Source organism: Burkholderia sp. YIM B11467 (assembly GCF_052952715.1).
The window spans coordinates 20,417-37,418 of record NZ_JBQVSQ010000016.1 but is presented as its reverse complement, the minus strand read 5'-3'; the positions used below and the strand labels follow the sequence as shown (position 1 = coordinate 37,418).

Here is a 17,002-nt window from a genome sequence, read left to right as displayed (position 1 = left end):
TCGGGCAGCGAACCGCTGCATTGCTTACTCGGCGGCGACCGACTTGCCCGATGCGTCCGTCACCTTCGCCTTCCACTGCTTGCGGATTTCCGTCTCGACCGCCGGCGGCAGCGAGATGTAGTCGAGGCTGTCAGCAGCCTTCTCGCCGTTCTTGAACGCCCAGCTGAAGAACTTCAGCGTTTCCGCGCCCTGCTCCGGCTTGTCCTGCTTCGCGTGCAGCAGCACGAACGTCGCGCCGACGACCGGCCATGCTTCCTTGCCCGGCTGGTTCGTCAGGATCTGGTAGAACGACTTCGACCAGTTCGCGCCGGCAGCAGCGGCCTTGAACGTTTCCGTCTTCGGCTCGACCACCGTGCCCGTCGAGTTCTTCAGCGCGGTGTAGACCATGTTGTTCTTCTTCGCGTACGCCCACTCGACGTAGCCGATCGCGCCCGGCAGGCGCTGCACGAAGGCTGCGACGCCGTCGTTGCCCTTGCCGCCCGTGCCCGTCGGCCAGTTGACCGTCGTGCCTTCGCCGATCTTCGACTTCCAGTCTTCGTTGACCTTCGACAGGTAGTTCGTCCAGATGAAGCTCGTGCCCGAGCCGTCAGCACGGCGAACGACTGCGATGTCCGTATCCGGCAGCTTGACCTTCGGGTTCAGCGCGGCGATCGCCGGGTCGTTCCACTTCTTGATCTTGCCGAGGTAGATGTCGCCGAGCACCGGGCCCGACAGCGTCAGCTCGCCTGCCTTCACGCCCGGCACGTTGACGACCGGCACCACGCCGCCCACCACCGTCGGAAACTGGAACAGGCCTTCCTTCGCGAGCTCTTCATCCTTCAGCGGAGCGTCCGAACCGGCAAAATCGACCGTCTTCGCGACGATCTGCTTCAGGCCGCCCGACGAACCGATACCTTGATAGTTGACCTTTGCACCGCCGGTCTGCTGATAGTCAGCAGCCCATTTCGTATAGATCGGCATCGCGAACGTGCTGCCTGCGCCCGTGATGTCGGCGGCTTGCGCGGCAACGGCGAAAAGCGCGCCAGCCAGGCCGGCAATCGCGGTTTGCATCAATTTCATGAGACCTCCAGTGTGTGAGCGGATGACTACGGCACCGCGAAGGTTAGGGGCTCCTCATGACGGTAATGTGACAATCGATGAAACTGGCGTGACAGTAACATGACTGGTTGAAAGGCAGTAGCGGGTAAGGCGCGGGCGGCGCCTGGGCGGCGTCGGTACGGCGATGGCGGCAAGAATTGCCTGCCTGGCGGGGATGGTTCGAACACCCGTTTGAAGGATGTGCGGATGGATCGTAGCGCAGCGTCGGTGGCACGGGAAGCCCCTGCCCGCGGCGAGCGCGATATACGGGGTCTGAAGATTTCCCCGGTCACGCAATGCGTTTGTCGAGACACCCCTCTATTAGATAGCGCAAACCTTTGCGTCTGACGAAATTGCGGCGCCCTGAAGGCGCCGCATGCCGGCTCACCGGGGAGCCGGCGCGGGGCGGCCGAACCGCCCCGTGCCACTGCCGTGCGTCAAGTTGTCGCGGCGCGCACCGCGTCGGCGATCGTCTCCGCATGGCGAACCGCATCGGCTGCCTGCTGCGCTTCGACCATCACGCGCAGCACGGGCTCCGTGCCCGATGCGCGGATCAGCACACGGCCGCTGCCGGCGAGCGCGGCTTCGGCTGCATCGATCGCGGCGCGAATCGACGTGCTGCCCTTCCAGTCGGCGCCCGGCTTCATCCGCACGTTGATCAGCTTCTGCGGGAACAGCGTGACGCCATCGAGCATCTGCGAGAGCGTTCGGCCGCTGCGCTTCAGCGCGGCCAGCACCAGCAGCGCCGACACGATGCCGTCGCCGGTCGAATGCCGGTCGAGCGACAGGATGTGGCCCGAGCCTTCCGCGCCGAGCTGCCAGCCGTGCTCGCGCAACTGTTCGAGCACGTAGCGGTCGCCGACCGCCGCACGGACGAATTTCACGCCCTCGCGCTGCAGCGCGACTTCGACGGCGAGGTTCGTCATCAGCGTGCCGACCGCGCCGTCGACCTTGCCGTCGGTTGCGATCCGGTCCTTCACGAGCACGTAGAGCAGCTCATCGCCGTTGTACAGGCGGCCAGTTGCGTCGACGACCTGCAGGCGGTCGGCATCGCCGTCGAGCGCAATGCCGAGATCAGCGTGGTTCGCACGCACCGCGCGCACCAGCGCGTCCGGCGCGGTCGCGCCGACGCCGTCGTTGATGTTGAAGCCGTTCGGCGCGACGCCGATCGGGATCACGTCCGCGCCGAGCTCGTGGAACACGTGCGGCGCGATCTGGTACGCGGCGCCGTGCGCGCAATCGATCACGAGCTTCAGCCCGCGCAGGTCGAACGCGGCCGGGAACGTGCTCTTGCAGAACTCGATGTAGCGGCCGGCCGCGTCGTCGAGGCGGCGCGCCTTGCCGAGGCCGTCGGACGGCGCGCATTCGAGCGGCTTGTCGAGCCACGCTTCGATCGCGGCTTCGGTGTCGTCGGGCAGCTTGTTGCCGTCGGCGGAGAAAAACTTGATCCCGTTGTCGTGATACGGGTTGTGCGACGCGCTGATCACGACACCGGCAGACAGGCGCAGTGCGCGCGTCAGATACGCGACGCCCGGCGTCGGCATCGGGCCGGCCAGCATCACGTCGACGCCGGCCGCCGAGAATCCGGCCTCGAGCGCGGCCTCGAGCATGTAGCCCGACACGCGCGTGTCCTTGCCGATCAGCACGGTCGGACGCGAGCCTGCCGTGACATCGGCCGCGCCGGCCAGTACCTTGCCGGCCGCATAACCGAGGCGCAATACGAAATCCGGTGTGATAGGCGCGTCACCTACCGTGCCGCGAATGCCGTCCGTGCCGAAATATCGACGTCCCATGGGGTCCTTCCTCCTTCGTCTTCTGACTTATCGTTGCCGCGCGGCTGCGCGCACGGCATTCCAGATTTTCAGTGCATCGACCGTCGCCGCGACGTCGTGCACACGCACGATCGCCGCACCGCGTTCGACCGCGCACAATGCGGCCGCCACGCTCGCCGCGACGCGCTCCATCGGCGGCTTGCCGCCGATGACCGCGCCGAGCATCGACTTGCGCGACATGCCCGCGAGTATCGGATAAGCGCGCCCGTCGGGGCGCGCGGGCGCCGTGTCCGGCAACGCGGCCAGCAGCGCATAGTTGTCGTCGACGACCGCCTTGCCGAACCCGAAGCCGGGATCGACGCAGATCCGCTCCGGCGCGATGCCCGCATCGCGCAGCGCCTGCGCGCGCGCGGCGAGAAAATCGCGCACGTCGGTCACGACGTCGTCGTAGTCGGGCTCGCCGACCTGCATCGTCTGCGGCTCGCCGAGCATGTGCATCGCGCACAGCCCGCTGTTGCCGTCGCGCACCGCGTCGATCGCGCCCGGCTGGCGGAACCCCCAGATATCGTTGATCAGGTCCGCGCCGGCAGCCAGCGCCGCGCGCATCACGGCCGGCTTGTAGGTATCGACCGACAGCGGCACGTTCAGCGGCCGCAGCGCCTCGACGAGCGGGATCACGCGCGCGAGCTCCTCGTCGAGCGGCACGGGCGGCGCGCCGGGGCGCGTCGATTCGCCACCGATATCGAGGAGGTCGGCACCGTCGGCAATCATCCGCTCGGCCTGGCGCAGCGCATCGTCGCGCGCGAGGAAACGGCCGCCGTCGGAGAACGAATCGGGCGTTGCGTTAAGGATGCCCATCACGAGCGGGCGTTCGAACGTCAGCTCGAAGCGGCCGCAGCGCAGCGGCGCGGGAATGAACGGCGAAACAGCGAAATCGGACACGAGCGACTGGCGTGGATGAATGCAAAACGGGCCGGTGTGAAGCCACACCAGCCCGTGAACGGTACTAAAGCGGAGACTATGCCGCCGGCGAAGCAGGCGCCGGTGCGTTGCCGGGCTTGACCTCGGCGCTGCTGCCACCGCCCGACGAATCGCCGCCGACAGCCGGCGAACTCTTCGGCGAGCGCGGCGGACGGCCTTCCATGATGTCGTTGATCTGATCGGCGTCGATCGTCTCCCACTCCATCAGCGCGGCCGTCATCGCTTCGACCTTGTCGCGGTTTTCGTCCAGCAGGCGCCGCGCGAGGTTGTACTGATCGTCCAGCACGCGGCGGATTTCCGCGTCGACCTTCTGCTGCGTCGCTTCCGAGATCGTGCGCGTGAAACCACGACCGAACGGCGATGCATCGTTCTCGTCGTCGACGTAGACCATCGGTCCGAGCGCATCGGTCATGCCGAAACGGGCGACCATCGCACGTGCCGTCTGCGTTGCCTTGTTGAAGTCGTCCGATGCGCCGGTGCTGACGAGATTCATGAACAGCTCTTCCGCCACCCGGCCACCGAACAGGATCGCGAGACGGTCCAGCAGGTAGTCCTTCGAATACGTCTCGTTGTCATGCTCCGGCAACTGCCACGTGACACCCAGCGCACGGCCGCGCGGAATGATCGTGACCTTGTGCACGGGGTCGGCCTTCGGCAGCAGCTTCGCCACCACCGCGTGGCCCGACTCGTGGTACGCGGTCGCACGCTTCGCTTCCTCGCGGATCACGGCCGACTTGCGCTCCGGACCCATGAAGATCTTGTCCTTCGCGTCCTCGAAATCCTGCATCTCGACGATACGCTTGCCACGGCGTGCGGCGAACAGCGCAGCTTCGTTCACGAGGTTCGCGAGATCGGCGCCCGAGAAGCCCGGCGTGCCGCGCGCGATGACTGCCGCATCGACGTCGTTCGAGATCGGTACCTTGCGCAGGTGCACGCGCATGATCTGTTCGCGGCCGCGGATATCCGGCAGACCGACGTAGACCTGGCGGTCGAAACGGCCCGGACGCAGCAGCGCCTTGTCGAGCACGTCGGAACGGTTGGTCGCGGCGATCACGATCACGCCCGAGTTCGCCTCGAAGCCGTCCATCTCGACGAGCATCTGGTTCAGCGTCTGTTCGCGCTCGTCGTTGCCGCCGCCCATGCCGGCGCCGCGATGACGGCCGACCGCGTCGATTTCGTCGATGAACACGATGCACGGCGCATGCTTCTTCGCCTGCTCGAACATGTCGCGCACACGAGCTGCGCCGACGCCGACGAACATTTCGACGAAGTCCGAACCCGAGATGCTGAAGAACGGCACCTTCGCTTCACCCGCGATCGCGCGGGCCAGCAGCGTCTTGCCGGTACCCGGCGGGCCGACGAGCAGCACGCCGCGCGGAATGCGACCGCCCAGCTTCTGGAATTTCTGCGGATCGCGCAGGAAGTCGACGAGCTCGGACACTTCTTCCTTCGCTTCGTCGCAGCCCGCGACGTCGGAGAAGTTCACCGCGTTGTTGTTCTCGTCGATCAGCCGCGCTCGCGACTTGCCGAACGAGAAGGCACCGCCTTTCCCGCCACCCTGCATCTGCCGCATCATGTAGAACCAGAACACGATGATCAGGATCGTCGGCCCGAGGTAGTACAGCGCGGACATCAGCGCGTTCGGCTCATCGTCGGCCTTGCCGCTGACCTGCACGCCGTACTTCATCAGATCGCCGACCATCCAGATGTCGCCGGGCGACACGATCTGGTATTTCTGGCCATCAGCCGGAGTGACGGTGAGGTTGCGCCCCTGAACGATGACGTTCTTGACCTTGCCGCTCTTGGCATCGTCCATGAACTGCGAATAGGACACGCCTTCCTGAACGCGGGGCTTGTCGAACTGCTTGAACACCGTAAACAGCACCAGTGCGATCACCAGCCACACCGCTGCCTTCGAAAACATATTGTTGTTCAAAGCACCACTCCTTCACTCGTAGACGAGCGCCTACATTTTCCTTGCGGCGCCCCTCGGTCATTCTAATCCAGTCCGACCACCCTCGCCATAAGCATTGACAACCGCCGCGATAGCGCTTCGCTTGTCTGGCAAGGGCCGGAGCCCGTTTGCGGCACCTCGCTCCGCCTCAGCGCGGTTGCTTCAGATGCCGACCCAAAATGAACGTTTCGGACGATTTGTCGCGGGACGCCTTGGGCTTGCGCGGCGCGACGGTCTTAAATTGCTGCTTGAACTTCTCGACGATCTGGCTGTAGCCGCTGCCGTGAAAGCATTTCACGAGCAGCGCACCATCCGGCTTCAGATGATTCTGCGCGAATTCGAGCGCCAGATCGCAGAGATGCTCGATGCGCGCCGCGTCCGCCAGGGCCACGCCGGAGAGGTTGGGGGCCATGTCCGAAATAACAAGGTCCACCGAACGGCCTTCGAGCACTTCCTCGAGCTGGTGGAGTACGTCTTCCTCGCGGAAGTCGCCCTGGATGAAGTGGACGTCGGCGATCGGCTCCATCGGCAGCAGGTCGAGCGCGATGATCGTGCCGTCGATGCCGCCCTCGCGCTCGGCGTCACGCTTCTTGCCCTGCGAGAGCTTGTTGCGGGCATACTGGCTCCAGCTGCCCGGCGTCGCGCCGAGATCGACGATCACCTGGCCCGGACGGATCAGCTTGTCCTGCTCGTCGATTTCCTTCAGCTTGTACGCGGCACGCGCGCGATAGCCCTCCCGCTGCGCCATTTTGACGTACGGGTCGTTGATGTGGTCGTGCAGCCAGTTCTGGTTAAAGCGGTTTTTTGCCATTCGAGAGAGAGATTGCTGCCATTTGCTTCGTGAAGCCGCGCTTTTAGCGGATAATACGCGTCTTCTTCGCGCGGCTGCGGCCCCTTTTCGGGTCCAAGCCGCGATTTTACGTGGTTTCGGCGCACGGCTGACGCGGTAACTTCCCGCGATCGCTTTTCAGGCAGTGCGCCCTTATTTAGATTTCGACATTCCCATGCCCGCCCTTTCGCTTTCTCCCGCCGAGCGCTCCGCGCTGCGCTCCCAGGCCCATGCGCTCAAGCCCGTCGTGCTGATCGGGGCCGAAGGGCTGACCGACGCCGTGCTGAAGGAAATCAAGGTGCACCTCGGCGCGCACCAGCTGATCAAGATTCGCGTGTTCGGCGACGAACGCGACGAACGCGTCGCCATCTATGACGAGATCTGCGACCGCCTGAGCGCGGCGCCGATCCAGCACATCGGCAAGCTGCTGGTGATCTGGAAGCCCGAAGCCGCGGCGGCCCCGGCCCGCGGCCGTCGTGCCGGCACGCTGCCGAGCGCGGCCGAAGCCGCCGACGACAAGAAGGGCCGCGCACCGCGCACCGTCAAGGTCGTCAAGGTGTCGCCGAACGCCAGCCCCGTGCGTCGCCCGAAGCCGACGAAGGTCGTCGTGCGCGGCAACGAGCGCGTGACGGCGGGCGGCAACGTGAAGCGCGCGAAAAAGCGCCAGGCAAGCACCAAGCGGCCGTTCCAGGACAAGTAAATCGTGGACGCGGCACGGCGCACGCCGTGCCGCCCTGCCCGCGCGGCGCTCAGGCGTCGCGCGCCGGCAGACGCCAGATCAGCATCAGCCCCAGCACGCTCTCGACGAGGTAGAACACGCTCGAGACGCCGTGCAGCATCCCGAAGCGACTCGCATACGGCGAGTTGGCGATATCGGTGCCCGCGTCCATCGCGGCCACCCGCAGCGCGTTCATGAACGGCTGCAGCGCGAAATACCCGACCAGCACGCACACGACCATCGCGGCGACGATCCAGCGCACGCGGCGATATTCGCTGCTGCCGTGCCGCACCTGCTGGTTCGACAACGCGAGCAGCAGCACGCCGCACACGACACCGAGGATCGCCTCGATACGGAACAGCTGGGCGGCGACCGAACCGGCCGTCATCCGCTCCAGCGTCTTGAACAACACGGGCGCGACCGCATACCCGATCGTCAGCAGGCTGCCGACCCACACGGCCGACAGCAGACGGAACACGCGATGCGGCATCACGTCGCCCCGCTTCAGATGTAGCTGACCGAGATGATTTCGTATTCGCGCACGCCGCTCGGCGCCTGCACGGCCGCGACGTCGCCTTCGGTCTTGCCGATCAGTGCGCGCGCGATCGGCGAGCTGACCGAGATCAGGCCGTGATCGATATCGGCTTCGTCGTCGCCGACGATCTGGTACTTGACGGTGTCGCCCGACTCGAGATCCTCGAGTTCGACCGTCGCGGCGAACACCACGCGGCCATCGGCGTCGAGCACCGTCGGATCGATGATTTGCGCGGCAGACAGCTTCGATTCGAGTTCCGCGATGCGGCCCTCGATGAAGCCCTGTTTTTCCTTCGCGGCATCGTATTCGGCGTTTTCGGACAGATCACCCTGTGCGCGGGCCTCCGCGATCGAATTGATCACGGCCGGCCGCTCGACGGACTTGAGGCGCTGCAATTCATCGCGCAGTTGCTCTGCGCCACGCTTTGTCAACGGAATGGTGCTCATAAACGGCTCAATCGCTAAAAACGGCTTTAAAAAAAATCACCGCGATTAAGCGCGTTTCCGATGCACCGGAAACACCGCTTAACCGCGGCACGTATTGCTTCGACAGGAAACTGACTGCTTAGTTTAGGCGAGCGTGAAGACCTTGTAAATCATAGACTTCCAGATCCTTCAGGTAGCGCAAACCTTCGACAGCCGCGCGCGCGCCCGACATCGTCGTGTAGTACGTGACCTTGTGCGCCTGCGCGCTCATGCGGATCGAACGCGAATCGGCGATCGCCTGGCGCGTCTCGTCGACCGTCGTGAACACGAGTGCGATCTCGCCGTTCTTGATCATGTCGACGATGTGCGGACGGCCGTCCTTCACCTTGTTCACGACCTTCACCGGCACACCGGCCGCTTCGATCGCGGCAGCCGTGCCCTTGGTCGCGACAATCGGGTAGCCGAGGTCGTGCAGCATGCGCGCGACTTCAACCGCCTTCGGCTTGTCGGCGTCCATCACGGTCAGCAGCACCGTGCCCGACTCCGGCAGGCGCGAACCGGCCGCGAGTTGCGACTTGAACAGCGCTTCGCCGAACGTCTGGCCGACACCCATCACTTCGCCGGTCGAACGCATTTCAGGCCCGAGGACCGGATCGACGGTCGGGAACTTGACGAACGGGAACACGGCCTCCTTCACGCTGAAGTACGGCGGCTCGACTTCCTTCGTCACGCCCTGCTGCGCGAGCTTCTGGCCGACCATCGCGCGCGCCGCGATCTTCGCGAGCGGCAGGCTGGTCGCCTTCGACACGTACGGCACCGTGCGCGATGCGCGCGGGTTCACTTCCAGCACGTAGATGATGTCCTGCTTCGAGCCGTCCGCCTGCGGCACCTGCTGGATCGCGAACTGCACGTTCATCAGGCCGACCACGTTCAGCGCCCGCGCCATCGCGCCCGTCTGGCGCTTCAGTTCGGCCACGGTTTCCTTCGACAGCGAGTACGGCGGCAGCGAGCATGCCGAGTCGCCCGAGTGGACACCCGCCTGCTCGATGTGCTCCATCACGCCGCCGATGAACACGGCTTCGCCGTCGCAGATGCAGTCGACGTCGCACTCGATCGCGTCGTTCAGGAAGCGGTCGAGCAGCACCGGCGAATCGTTCGACACCTTCACGGCCTCGCGCATGTAGCGCTCGAGGTCACGCGGCTCGTGGACGATTTCCATCGCGCGGCCGCCGAGCACGTACGACGGGCGCACGACCAGCGGATAGCCGATTTCCTCGGCCAGCTTGAGCGCTTCGTCTTCGGCGCGCGCGGTGCGGTTCGGCGGCTGGCGCAGGCCGAGGTCCTGCAGCAGCTTCTGGAAGCGTTCGCGGTCTTCGGCCGCGTCGATCATGTCCGGCGACGTGCCGACGATCGGCACGCCGTGCGCCTCGAGGTCGAGCGCGAGCTTCAGCGGCGTCTGGCCGCCGTACTGGACGATCACGCCGACCGGCTTTTCCTTGTCGACGATCTCGAGCACGTCTTCGAGCGTCAGCGGCTCGAAGTACAGGCGGTCGGACGTGTCATAGTCGGTCGACACCGTTTCCGGGTTGCAGTTGACCATGATCGTTTCGTAGCCGTCCTCGCGCATCGCGAGCGCCGCGTGCACGCAGCAGTAGTCGAACTCGATGCCCTGGCCGATCCGGTTCGGGCCGCCGCCCAGCACCATGATCTTCTTGTTGGTGGTCGGCTGCGCCTCGCACTCTTCCTCGTAGGTCGAGTACATGTAGGCGGTTTTCGTCGCGAACTCGGCCGCGCAGGTGTCGACGCGCTTGTAGACCGGGCGCACGTTCAGTTCGACGCGACGCTTGCGGACGTCTTCCGGCGTCGCGCCGAGCAGCTTCGCGAGGCGGCGGTCGGAGAAACCGCTCTGCTTCACGTAGCGCAGCTCGTCGAACGTCAGCGACGCGAGCGTGCGGCCCGAGAGTGCCTTTTCCTTCAGGATGATCTGCTCGATCTGCTCGAGGAACCACGGGTCGATCGCGGTTTCCGCGAAGATTTCCTGGGCCGTCATGCCGATGCGGAACGCGTCGCCGACATACCAGATGCGGTCCGGGCCCGGCTCGTGGATCTCGATCGCGATCTCGTCGCGGTTGGTCGACTTCTCGTCGAGACCGTCGACGCCGACTTCGAGGCCGCGCAGCGCCTTCTGGAACGATTCCTGGAACGTGCGGCCGATCGCCATCACTTCGCCGACCGACTTCATCTGCGTCGTCAGGCGCGAATCGGCTTCACGGAACTTCTCGAACGCGAAGCGCGGGATCTTCGTGACGACGTAGTCGATCGTCGGCTCGAACGATGCGGGCGTCTGGCCGCCGGTGATTTCGTTCTTCAGCTCGTCGAGCGTGTAGCCGACCGCCAGCTTCGCGGCGACCTTCGCGATCGGGAAGCCCGTCGCCTTCGACGCGAGCGCCGACGAACGCGACACGCGCGGGTTCATCTCGATGACGACCATCCGGCCGTCCTTCGGGTTGATCGAGAACTGCACGTTCGAGCCACCCGTGTCGACGCCGATCTCGCGCAGCACCGCGAGCGAGGCGTTACGCAGGATCTGGTATTCCTTGTCGGTGAGCGTCTGCGCCGGCGCGACCGTGATCGAGTCGCCGGTGTGCACGCCCATCGGGTCGAGGTTCTCGATCGAGCAGACGATGATGCAGTTGTCGGCGCGGTCGCGCACGACTTCCATCTCGTATTCCTTCCAGCCGAGCAGCGATTCCTCGATCAGCAGTTCGCGCGTGGGCGACAGATCGAGACCGCGCTTGCAGATCTCCTCGAACTCTTCGCGGTTGTACGCGATGCCGCCGCCCGAGCCGCCGAGCGTGAACGACGGACGAATCACGACCGGGTAACCGCTGCCGCCCGTCTCCGCCATGATCTCGCCGTGCACCTTGGTCGCCTCTTCCATCGAGTGCGCAATGCCCGACTTCGCGGAGCCGAGACCGATCTTGGTCATCGCTTCCTTGAACTTCTGGCGGTCTTCCGCCTTGTCGATCGCTTCCGGCGACGCGCCGATCAGTTCGACGCCGAACTTCTCGAGCACGCCGTGGTGGTGCAGGTCGAGCGCGCAGTTCAGCGCGGTCTGGCCGCCCATCGTCGGCAGGATCGCGTCCGGGCGCTCCTTCTCGATGATGCGCGCGACGACTTCCCACGTGATCGGCTCGATGTAGGTCACGTCGGCCGTGTTCGGGTCGGTCATGATCGTCGCCGGGTTGCTGTTGACGAGAACGACCTTGTAGCCCTCCTCACGCAACGCCTTGCAAGCCTGCGCGCCCGAATAGTCGAACTCGCACGCCTGGCCGATGATGATCGGGCCGGCGCCGATGATGAGGATGCTCTTGATGTCTGTGCGTTTTGGCATGGCTTGTGAATTCAATAAGTAATCGTTGTCGTGGGTCGGCCGGCGGCGCTCAACTCATGGTGGCGAGCGCGAGCTTCACCGAGAAACCGATGAACAGGCCGCCCACGCTGCTCGCCGCGCCGGCCGCAAGCTTGCGGCGGCGGCGGAAATGCTCGGCGAGCCGCGCACCCGCGAAGATCAGCGTGCTCAGGTACAGGAAGCTCGCGCATTGCGCGATCGCCCCGAGCACGACGAACGACAGCGCGGGATGCGGGAATGCCGGGTCGACGAACTGGATGAAGAACGAGATGAAGAACAGGATCGCCTTCGGGTTCAGCAGGCTCACGATCAGCGCCTTGCGGAACGGCCGCTCGCCGTCGACCGCCTGCGGCGCGTCAGCCGGCGCATTGGCCGGCGCACGCAGCTTTTGCCACGCGCTGCGCAGCATGCCGGTGCCGATGTAGAGCAGATACGCGGCGCCGCCGTACTTGACGACGGAGAACAGCAGCGGATTCGCCTTCAGCAGCGACGCGACGCCCGCGGCGGACAGCACCATCAGCACCGTATCGCCGACGAACACGCCGCAGGCCGCGCGATAGCCGGCCTTCACGCCGCGCTGCGCCGCGAGCGACAGCACGTACATCGAGTTCGGCCCCGGCAGCAGGATGATGAAGATCACGCCGAACACGTAGGTCCAGATATCCGTGATGCCGAGTGCGTGGCCGAACATGATGCGAATCTCCCGTTCTTCAGGTGCGTTACGCGTTGCGCTGCTTCGCCGCGTCCATCAGCGCGGTGAAACGGTCGAACAGATAACCGATGTCGTGCGGGCCCGGCGATGCTTCCGGGTGACCCTGGAAGCAGAATGCCGGCTTGTCGGTCAGCTCGAAGCCCTGCAGCGTGCCGTCGAACAGCGACACGTGCGTCACGCGCGCGTTGGCCGGCAGCGAATCCGCGTCGACCGCGAAGCCGTGGTTCTGCGACGTGATCACGACACGGCCGTCGCCGAGATCCTTCACCGGGTGGTTCGCGCCGTGGTGGCCCGTCTTCATCTTCAGCGTCTTCGCGCCGACCGCGAGGCCCATGATCTGGTGGCCGAGGCAGATGCCGAAGGTCGGCACGCCGCGCTCGATGAATTCCTTCGTGGCCGCGATCGCGTAATCGCACGGCTCCGGATCGCCAGGGCCGTTCGACAGGAAGATGCCGTCCGGATTCAGCGCGAGCGCATCGGCCGCGCTCGCCTGTGCCGGCAGCACCGTCACGTGGCAGCCGCGCTCCGCGAGCATGCGCAGGATGTTGTACTTGACGCCGAAATCGTACGCGACGACGCGGTACTTCGGCGCTTCCTGCATGCCGTAGCCGCCTTCGAGGCGCCATTCGGTCTGCTTCCACTCGAACGGCTTCGTGGTCGACACGACCTTCGCGAGATCCATGCCGGACAGGCCCGGGAACGAGCGCGCGAGCTCGATCGCCTTGGCCTCGTCGTCCGAACCCGCCAGGATGCAGCCGCCCTGCGCGCCCTTGTCGCGCAGGATACGGGTCAGCTTGCGGGTGTCGATGCCGGCGATCGCGACGACGCCTTCGTCGCGCAGGTAATCGCCGAGCGTGCGGTCCATGCGGAAGTTCGATGCGAGCGTCGGCAGATCACGGATGATCAGGCCGGCGGCATGGACTTTCGTGGCTTCGACGTCTTCGGCATTGACGCCGACGTTGCCGATATGCGGGTAGGTGAGCGTAACGATCTGGCGCGCGTAGCTCGGATCAGTGAGGATTTCCTGATAGCCGGTAATCGCGGTATTGAACACGACTTCGCCGATCGTATGGCCTTCGGCCCCGATCGAATAACCACGAAAGACCGTGCCGTCGGCGAGTGCAAGCAAGGCGGGAGAAAAAGACGGCAACACGGGAGGCTCCTTGGGGAACACCCTGCTGCCGACCTGTTTACCCTGCCGCGCGAGCGCCGCGCTGCGTGGGCGCGCGTGGTCGCTTGCTGGACGCGGCCTGCGTTGTCGAGACGCGAACCCGGCGCGTGGCGCACGAGGCTTCGCGGCATCGCCCGGCAGGCGGCGTGCGGCGGATGAACGGGATGAATGAGGTAGGCGCTAGGGTGCGAGGTTGATCAGCACAAACTTTCAAATTATAGCCTGAAAATGGCCCTATCTTCAATCGATATGGCCGTCCGATCATGCGTGCGCCACCACCGGCAGCGTGGCCGGCGTGCGCGCGCAATGTGCTGCGGCCCCGTTTCCGCGGCCGCCCTACCCCCAGCGTACCGCCGGATCAGTGCGCTTGGCCAGTGCCGCGCGCGGGCCACACGTACCAGACCGCACTCGCGAGCTGCAGCGCGAGCAGCACGCCCCATGCGGTGAAGTGCGCGGCGGCCGGATAACGGCCATCGACCGCCGGCCAGTGCGACAGCACCGCGCCGACGCCGATCTGGAACGCAAAGATCAGCAGGAAGATCACGAGCGTGAGCGTCGTGTTCGCGCGGCCGATCAGATGGGCGGGAAAGTGCCCGGCCATCACCGCGTAGGTCAGGATGCCGACGCCGCCGAACATCCCGTATGCGGCCCACAGCACGGCCGGCGGCAGCGGCACGCGCGCGACGATCGCGGCCTGCGTCGCGACGAACAGCGCCATGCCGACGCCGCAGAACGCGTAGACGGACACGCCGCGCCGCTCGAGCACGCGCGCCGCAGCGCCGAAGCCGACGCAGCCGGCCATCATCGCGAAGCCGAGCACCGACACGAGGCGCGCGGCGTGCTGCGCATCGAACCCCGCGACGTCGCGCAGGTACGGCCCGACCCACAGCGACTGCATCGCGTAGAACACGCCCTGCGTGACGACGGAGAACGACGAGATTTTCCAGAACGCGCGGCTGCTCAGGATGTGCCAGGTGCCCTTGAACTGACTGACGAGCCCGCCCTGGTGGCGAACCTGCTTCGCTTCGGGCGCGCCGAAGCCGATCGAAGCCGCGACGAGCACCGTCAGCACCGCGAGGCCGAAACAGATCTCACGCCAGCTCGTCCAGCCGAGCAGCCAGGTCAGCGGCGAACCGACCACGACGCCGCCCAAGCCACCAACGGCCATCACGAGCCCGTTGACGAGCGGCAGCCGGCCGACCGGGAAATGCTGCGCAAGCGCCTTGAACGCCGCGCCGAGACACACCGACACGCCGACGCCGATCAGCAGCCGGCCGGCCATCATCGTGCCGATGCTGTGCGCGGCGCCGAACACGGCCGCACCGGCCGCCGCGAACAGCAGCATGCCGGCCGTCACGCGGCGCGGGCCGAAATGGTCGAGCATCACGCCGGCCGGAATCTGCGCGCCCGCGAAGCCCAGGAAATAGAGACTGGTGAGCAGGCCGAGATCGGCGGCCGACAACCCGAGCTCATGCGTAACGAACGGCGCGAAGCCCAGATTGACGCCGCGAAACACATACGACACGAAATACCCGATCGAAAACAGCGCGAGCACTCTCACCTGCACCGACGACATCGCTTCCCCTTGTTATTGAAGACCTTCGACGCAGCGCCCCCGCGCCGCGCACAAACGAAAACGCCGTCACCTCGGTGACGGCGTTTCGTCGCATTCGTCGGATGATAGCGCAATCGGGCGACCGGGGCCGGCCGCGCGATGCGCTGCGCAGCCGCGTTACTTCTTCTTGCCCTTGTGCGCGGTGGCCTTGGCCGGCGCGGCTTTCGCGGGGGCCGCCTTGGCGGATTTGGCCGCCGACTTGGCCGCGCCGCGCTTCGCGCCGTGGGACTTGCCGCCCACCGCCAGGCTCGCGCGCTCGATGTGGGCGCCGCCGACCGACGTCGCGATCCGCTCCGGACCCGGCTCTGCCGGCACCGAACGGCCGACCGGCACGTGCAGCACCAGCGCCTGGCCCGGCATCACGAGATCGCGGTGCGTGCGGTTCCAGGCCTTCAGCTGGCCGACCGACACGCCGTAGCGGCCGGCGATTGCCGCCATCGACTGCTTGCGGCGCACGCGGATCAGCATCTTGCGCGTGTCGGGCACGTCGGGTTCCATCGCGAGCGCGCCGTTCTCGGCGACGTCGGCGCTGATGTCCTCGTCGTCGTCGTCACCGCGCGGCACGACGATCGTCGAGCCCGGCTTCAGGCGCATGCCGGCCGGAATCTTGTTGACCGACATCAGCGTATCGGCGTCCACGCCGATCTTCTCGGCGATCGCGGCCGGCCGCGCGCGTTCGCTGACCGTATAGGTGGTCCACGACGACAGCTGGCCGTTGTATGCCTTCAGGTTCTTCTCGAACGCCGCCGCGTTGTCGAACGGCAGCAGGATCTGCGGCTCGGTCGCACCGAGGATCACCGGCTTCGAGAACGACGGGTTCAGCGAGCGGAATTCGTCGAGCGACAGGTTCGCGAGCTTCGCGGCGACCGCCACGTCGATGTCGCGCGCCGTCGTGACCGTCACGAAATACGGGTGGTTCGGGATGTCCGGCAGCGCGAGGCCGTACTGCTGCGGGTTCGCGATGATGTTCTTCACCGCCTGCAGCTTCGGCACGTAGTTGCGCGTCTCGTTCGGCATCCGCAGGTTCTGGTAGTCGGTCGGCAGGCCGGCCGCCTGGTTGCGCGCGATCGCGCGCTGCACGTTGCCCTCGCCCCAGTTGTACGCGGCAAGCGCCAGATACCAGTCGCCGAACATGTCATGCAGGCGCGACAGGTAGTCGAGCGCGGCGCTCGTCGACGCGAGCACGTCGCGGCGCTCGTCCTGCCACATGTTGCGCTTCAGGTTGTACGTGCGGCCCGTGCCGGGCATGAACTGCCACATGCCGGCCGCCTTCGCGACCGACAGCGCCTGCGGGTTGTAAGCGGACTCGATGAACGGCAGCAGCGCGAGCTCGGTCGGCATGTGACGCGCCTCGAGCTCCTCGACGATGTGATACAGGTACTTCTGCGAGCGCTCGGTCATGCGCTGCACGTAATCGGGCCGCTGCGTGTACCAGGTCGTCTGCATGTCGACGAGGTCGCTCTGCAGGTCGGGCATCTGGAAACCGCGGCGGATGCGCCCCCAGAGATCGGGGTCTGCACTGGTCAGGTCGCCGACGGATTGCTTGTCGACGTCGACAGTCTCTTTGGCGGTGGCTGATTTACGGAGGTAGGTGGACGTCGCCTGCGAATCGGCGGCGTTGTTGGCGACAGGGGCCTGGCTCGCACAAGCGGCGAGTAGCAGGACCACCATCGCACTCAATATAAGTCGCATGAAAATCTCGGCTTCCGACGGCTGGAAATTGCAGGCGATACTACGGAAGTGCGTGCTTCACGTCAATAAAAACACCGAAAACTCAGCGAAATCCTACATTTGGAGCAAT

At 65.7% G+C, this 17,002-nt stretch carries 13 protein-coding genes; 1 reads left to right on the top strand and 12 read right to left on the bottom strand.

Annotated elements, in window-relative coordinates; all coding sequences use genetic code 11:
- Positions 1–24: 24 nt before the first annotated feature.
- From pstS to ACTRWB_RS34840, 5 genes are all read right to left on the bottom strand, one after another.
- Positions 25–1,059, bottom strand: a complete 1,035-nt coding sequence (gene pstS, locus ACTRWB_RS34860; RefSeq protein WP_446904538.1) for a phosphate ABC transporter substrate-binding protein PstS — start codon at positions 1,057–1,059, stop codon at positions 25–27.
- A gap of 455 nt (positions 1,060–1,514) precedes the next feature.
- On the bottom strand, positions 1,515–2,870 hold the full coding sequence (gene glmM, locus ACTRWB_RS34855) for a phosphoglucosamine mutase (protein WP_446904537.1): 1,356 nt from the start codon (positions 2,868–2,870) through the stop codon (positions 1,515–1,517).
- A gap of 27 nt (positions 2,871–2,897) precedes the next feature.
- The gene (folP, locus tag ACTRWB_RS34850) at positions 2,898–3,791 is read right to left on the bottom strand and encodes a dihydropteroate synthase (RefSeq protein WP_446904536.1); all 894 of its coding nucleotides are present in this window, start codon (positions 3,789–3,791) and stop codon (positions 2,898–2,900) included.
- Between the two features lie 76 nt (positions 3,792–3,867).
- Positions 3,868–5,766 (bottom strand): ATP-dependent zinc metalloprotease FtsH, encoded by a 1,899-nt coding sequence (gene ftsH, locus ACTRWB_RS34845; protein ID WP_129514223.1) that lies wholly within the window; start codon positions 5,764–5,766, stop codon positions 3,868–3,870.
- A 166-nt stretch (positions 5,767–5,932) separates the two neighbouring features.
- A complete protein-coding gene (locus ACTRWB_RS34840; protein ID WP_446904535.1) occupies positions 5,933–6,595 on the bottom strand; it encodes an RlmE family RNA methyltransferase in 663 nt (220 codons plus the stop codon).
- A gap of 193 nt (positions 6,596–6,788) precedes the next feature.
- On the opposite strand from ACTRWB_RS34840, the gene ACTRWB_RS34835 reads away from it, so the two are divergent.
- Positions 6,789–7,313 carry a YhbY family RNA-binding protein gene (locus ACTRWB_RS34835; protein WP_446904534.1) on the top strand — a complete coding sequence of 175 codons (525 nt, stop codon included), beginning with the start codon at positions 6,789–6,791 and terminating at the stop codon, positions 7,311–7,313.
- Between the two features lie 49 nt (positions 7,314–7,362).
- On the opposite strand, the gene ACTRWB_RS34830 is transcribed toward ACTRWB_RS34835, so the two are convergent.
- From ACTRWB_RS34830 to ACTRWB_RS34800, 7 genes are all read right to left on the bottom strand, one after another.
- Complete coding sequence (locus ACTRWB_RS34830; protein WP_129514757.1) at positions 7,363–7,821, bottom strand: DUF4149 domain-containing protein; 459 nt, start codon at positions 7,819–7,821, stop codon at positions 7,363–7,365.
- Positions 7,822–7,835: 14 nt separating this feature from the next.
- Positions 7,836–8,312 (bottom strand): transcription elongation factor GreA, encoded by a 477-nt coding sequence (gene greA, locus ACTRWB_RS34825; protein ID WP_129514221.1) that lies wholly within the window; start codon positions 8,310–8,312, stop codon positions 7,836–7,838.
- Positions 8,313–8,430: 118 nt separating this feature from the next.
- A complete protein-coding gene (carB, locus tag ACTRWB_RS34820; RefSeq protein WP_129514220.1) occupies positions 8,431–11,685 on the bottom strand; it encodes a carbamoyl-phosphate synthase large subunit in 3,255 nt (1,084 codons plus the stop codon).
- A gap of 49 nt (positions 11,686–11,734) precedes the next feature.
- Positions 11,735–12,394 (bottom strand): leucine efflux protein LeuE, encoded by a 660-nt coding sequence (gene leuE / locus ACTRWB_RS34815; protein ID WP_047900343.1) that lies wholly within the window; start codon positions 12,392–12,394, stop codon positions 11,735–11,737.
- 28 nt (positions 12,395–12,422) lie between these two features.
- Positions 12,423–13,568: a glutamine-hydrolyzing carbamoyl-phosphate synthase small subunit gene (gene carA / locus ACTRWB_RS34810; RefSeq protein ID WP_048242434.1), complete on the bottom strand. Its 1,146-nt coding sequence runs from the start codon at positions 13,566–13,568 to the stop codon at positions 12,423–12,425.
- A gap of 376 nt (positions 13,569–13,944) precedes the next feature.
- Complete coding sequence (locus tag ACTRWB_RS34805; RefSeq protein ID WP_446904533.1) at positions 13,945–15,162, bottom strand: MFS transporter; 1,218 nt, start codon at positions 15,160–15,162, stop codon at positions 13,945–13,947.
- Positions 15,163–15,318: 156 nt separating this feature from the next.
- Positions 15,319–16,893 carry a transglycosylase SLT domain-containing protein gene (locus tag ACTRWB_RS34800; RefSeq protein ID WP_446904532.1) on the bottom strand — a complete coding sequence of 525 codons (1,575 nt, stop codon included), beginning with the start codon at positions 16,891–16,893 and terminating at the stop codon, positions 15,319–15,321.
- Positions 16,894–17,002 lie beyond the last annotated feature (109 nt).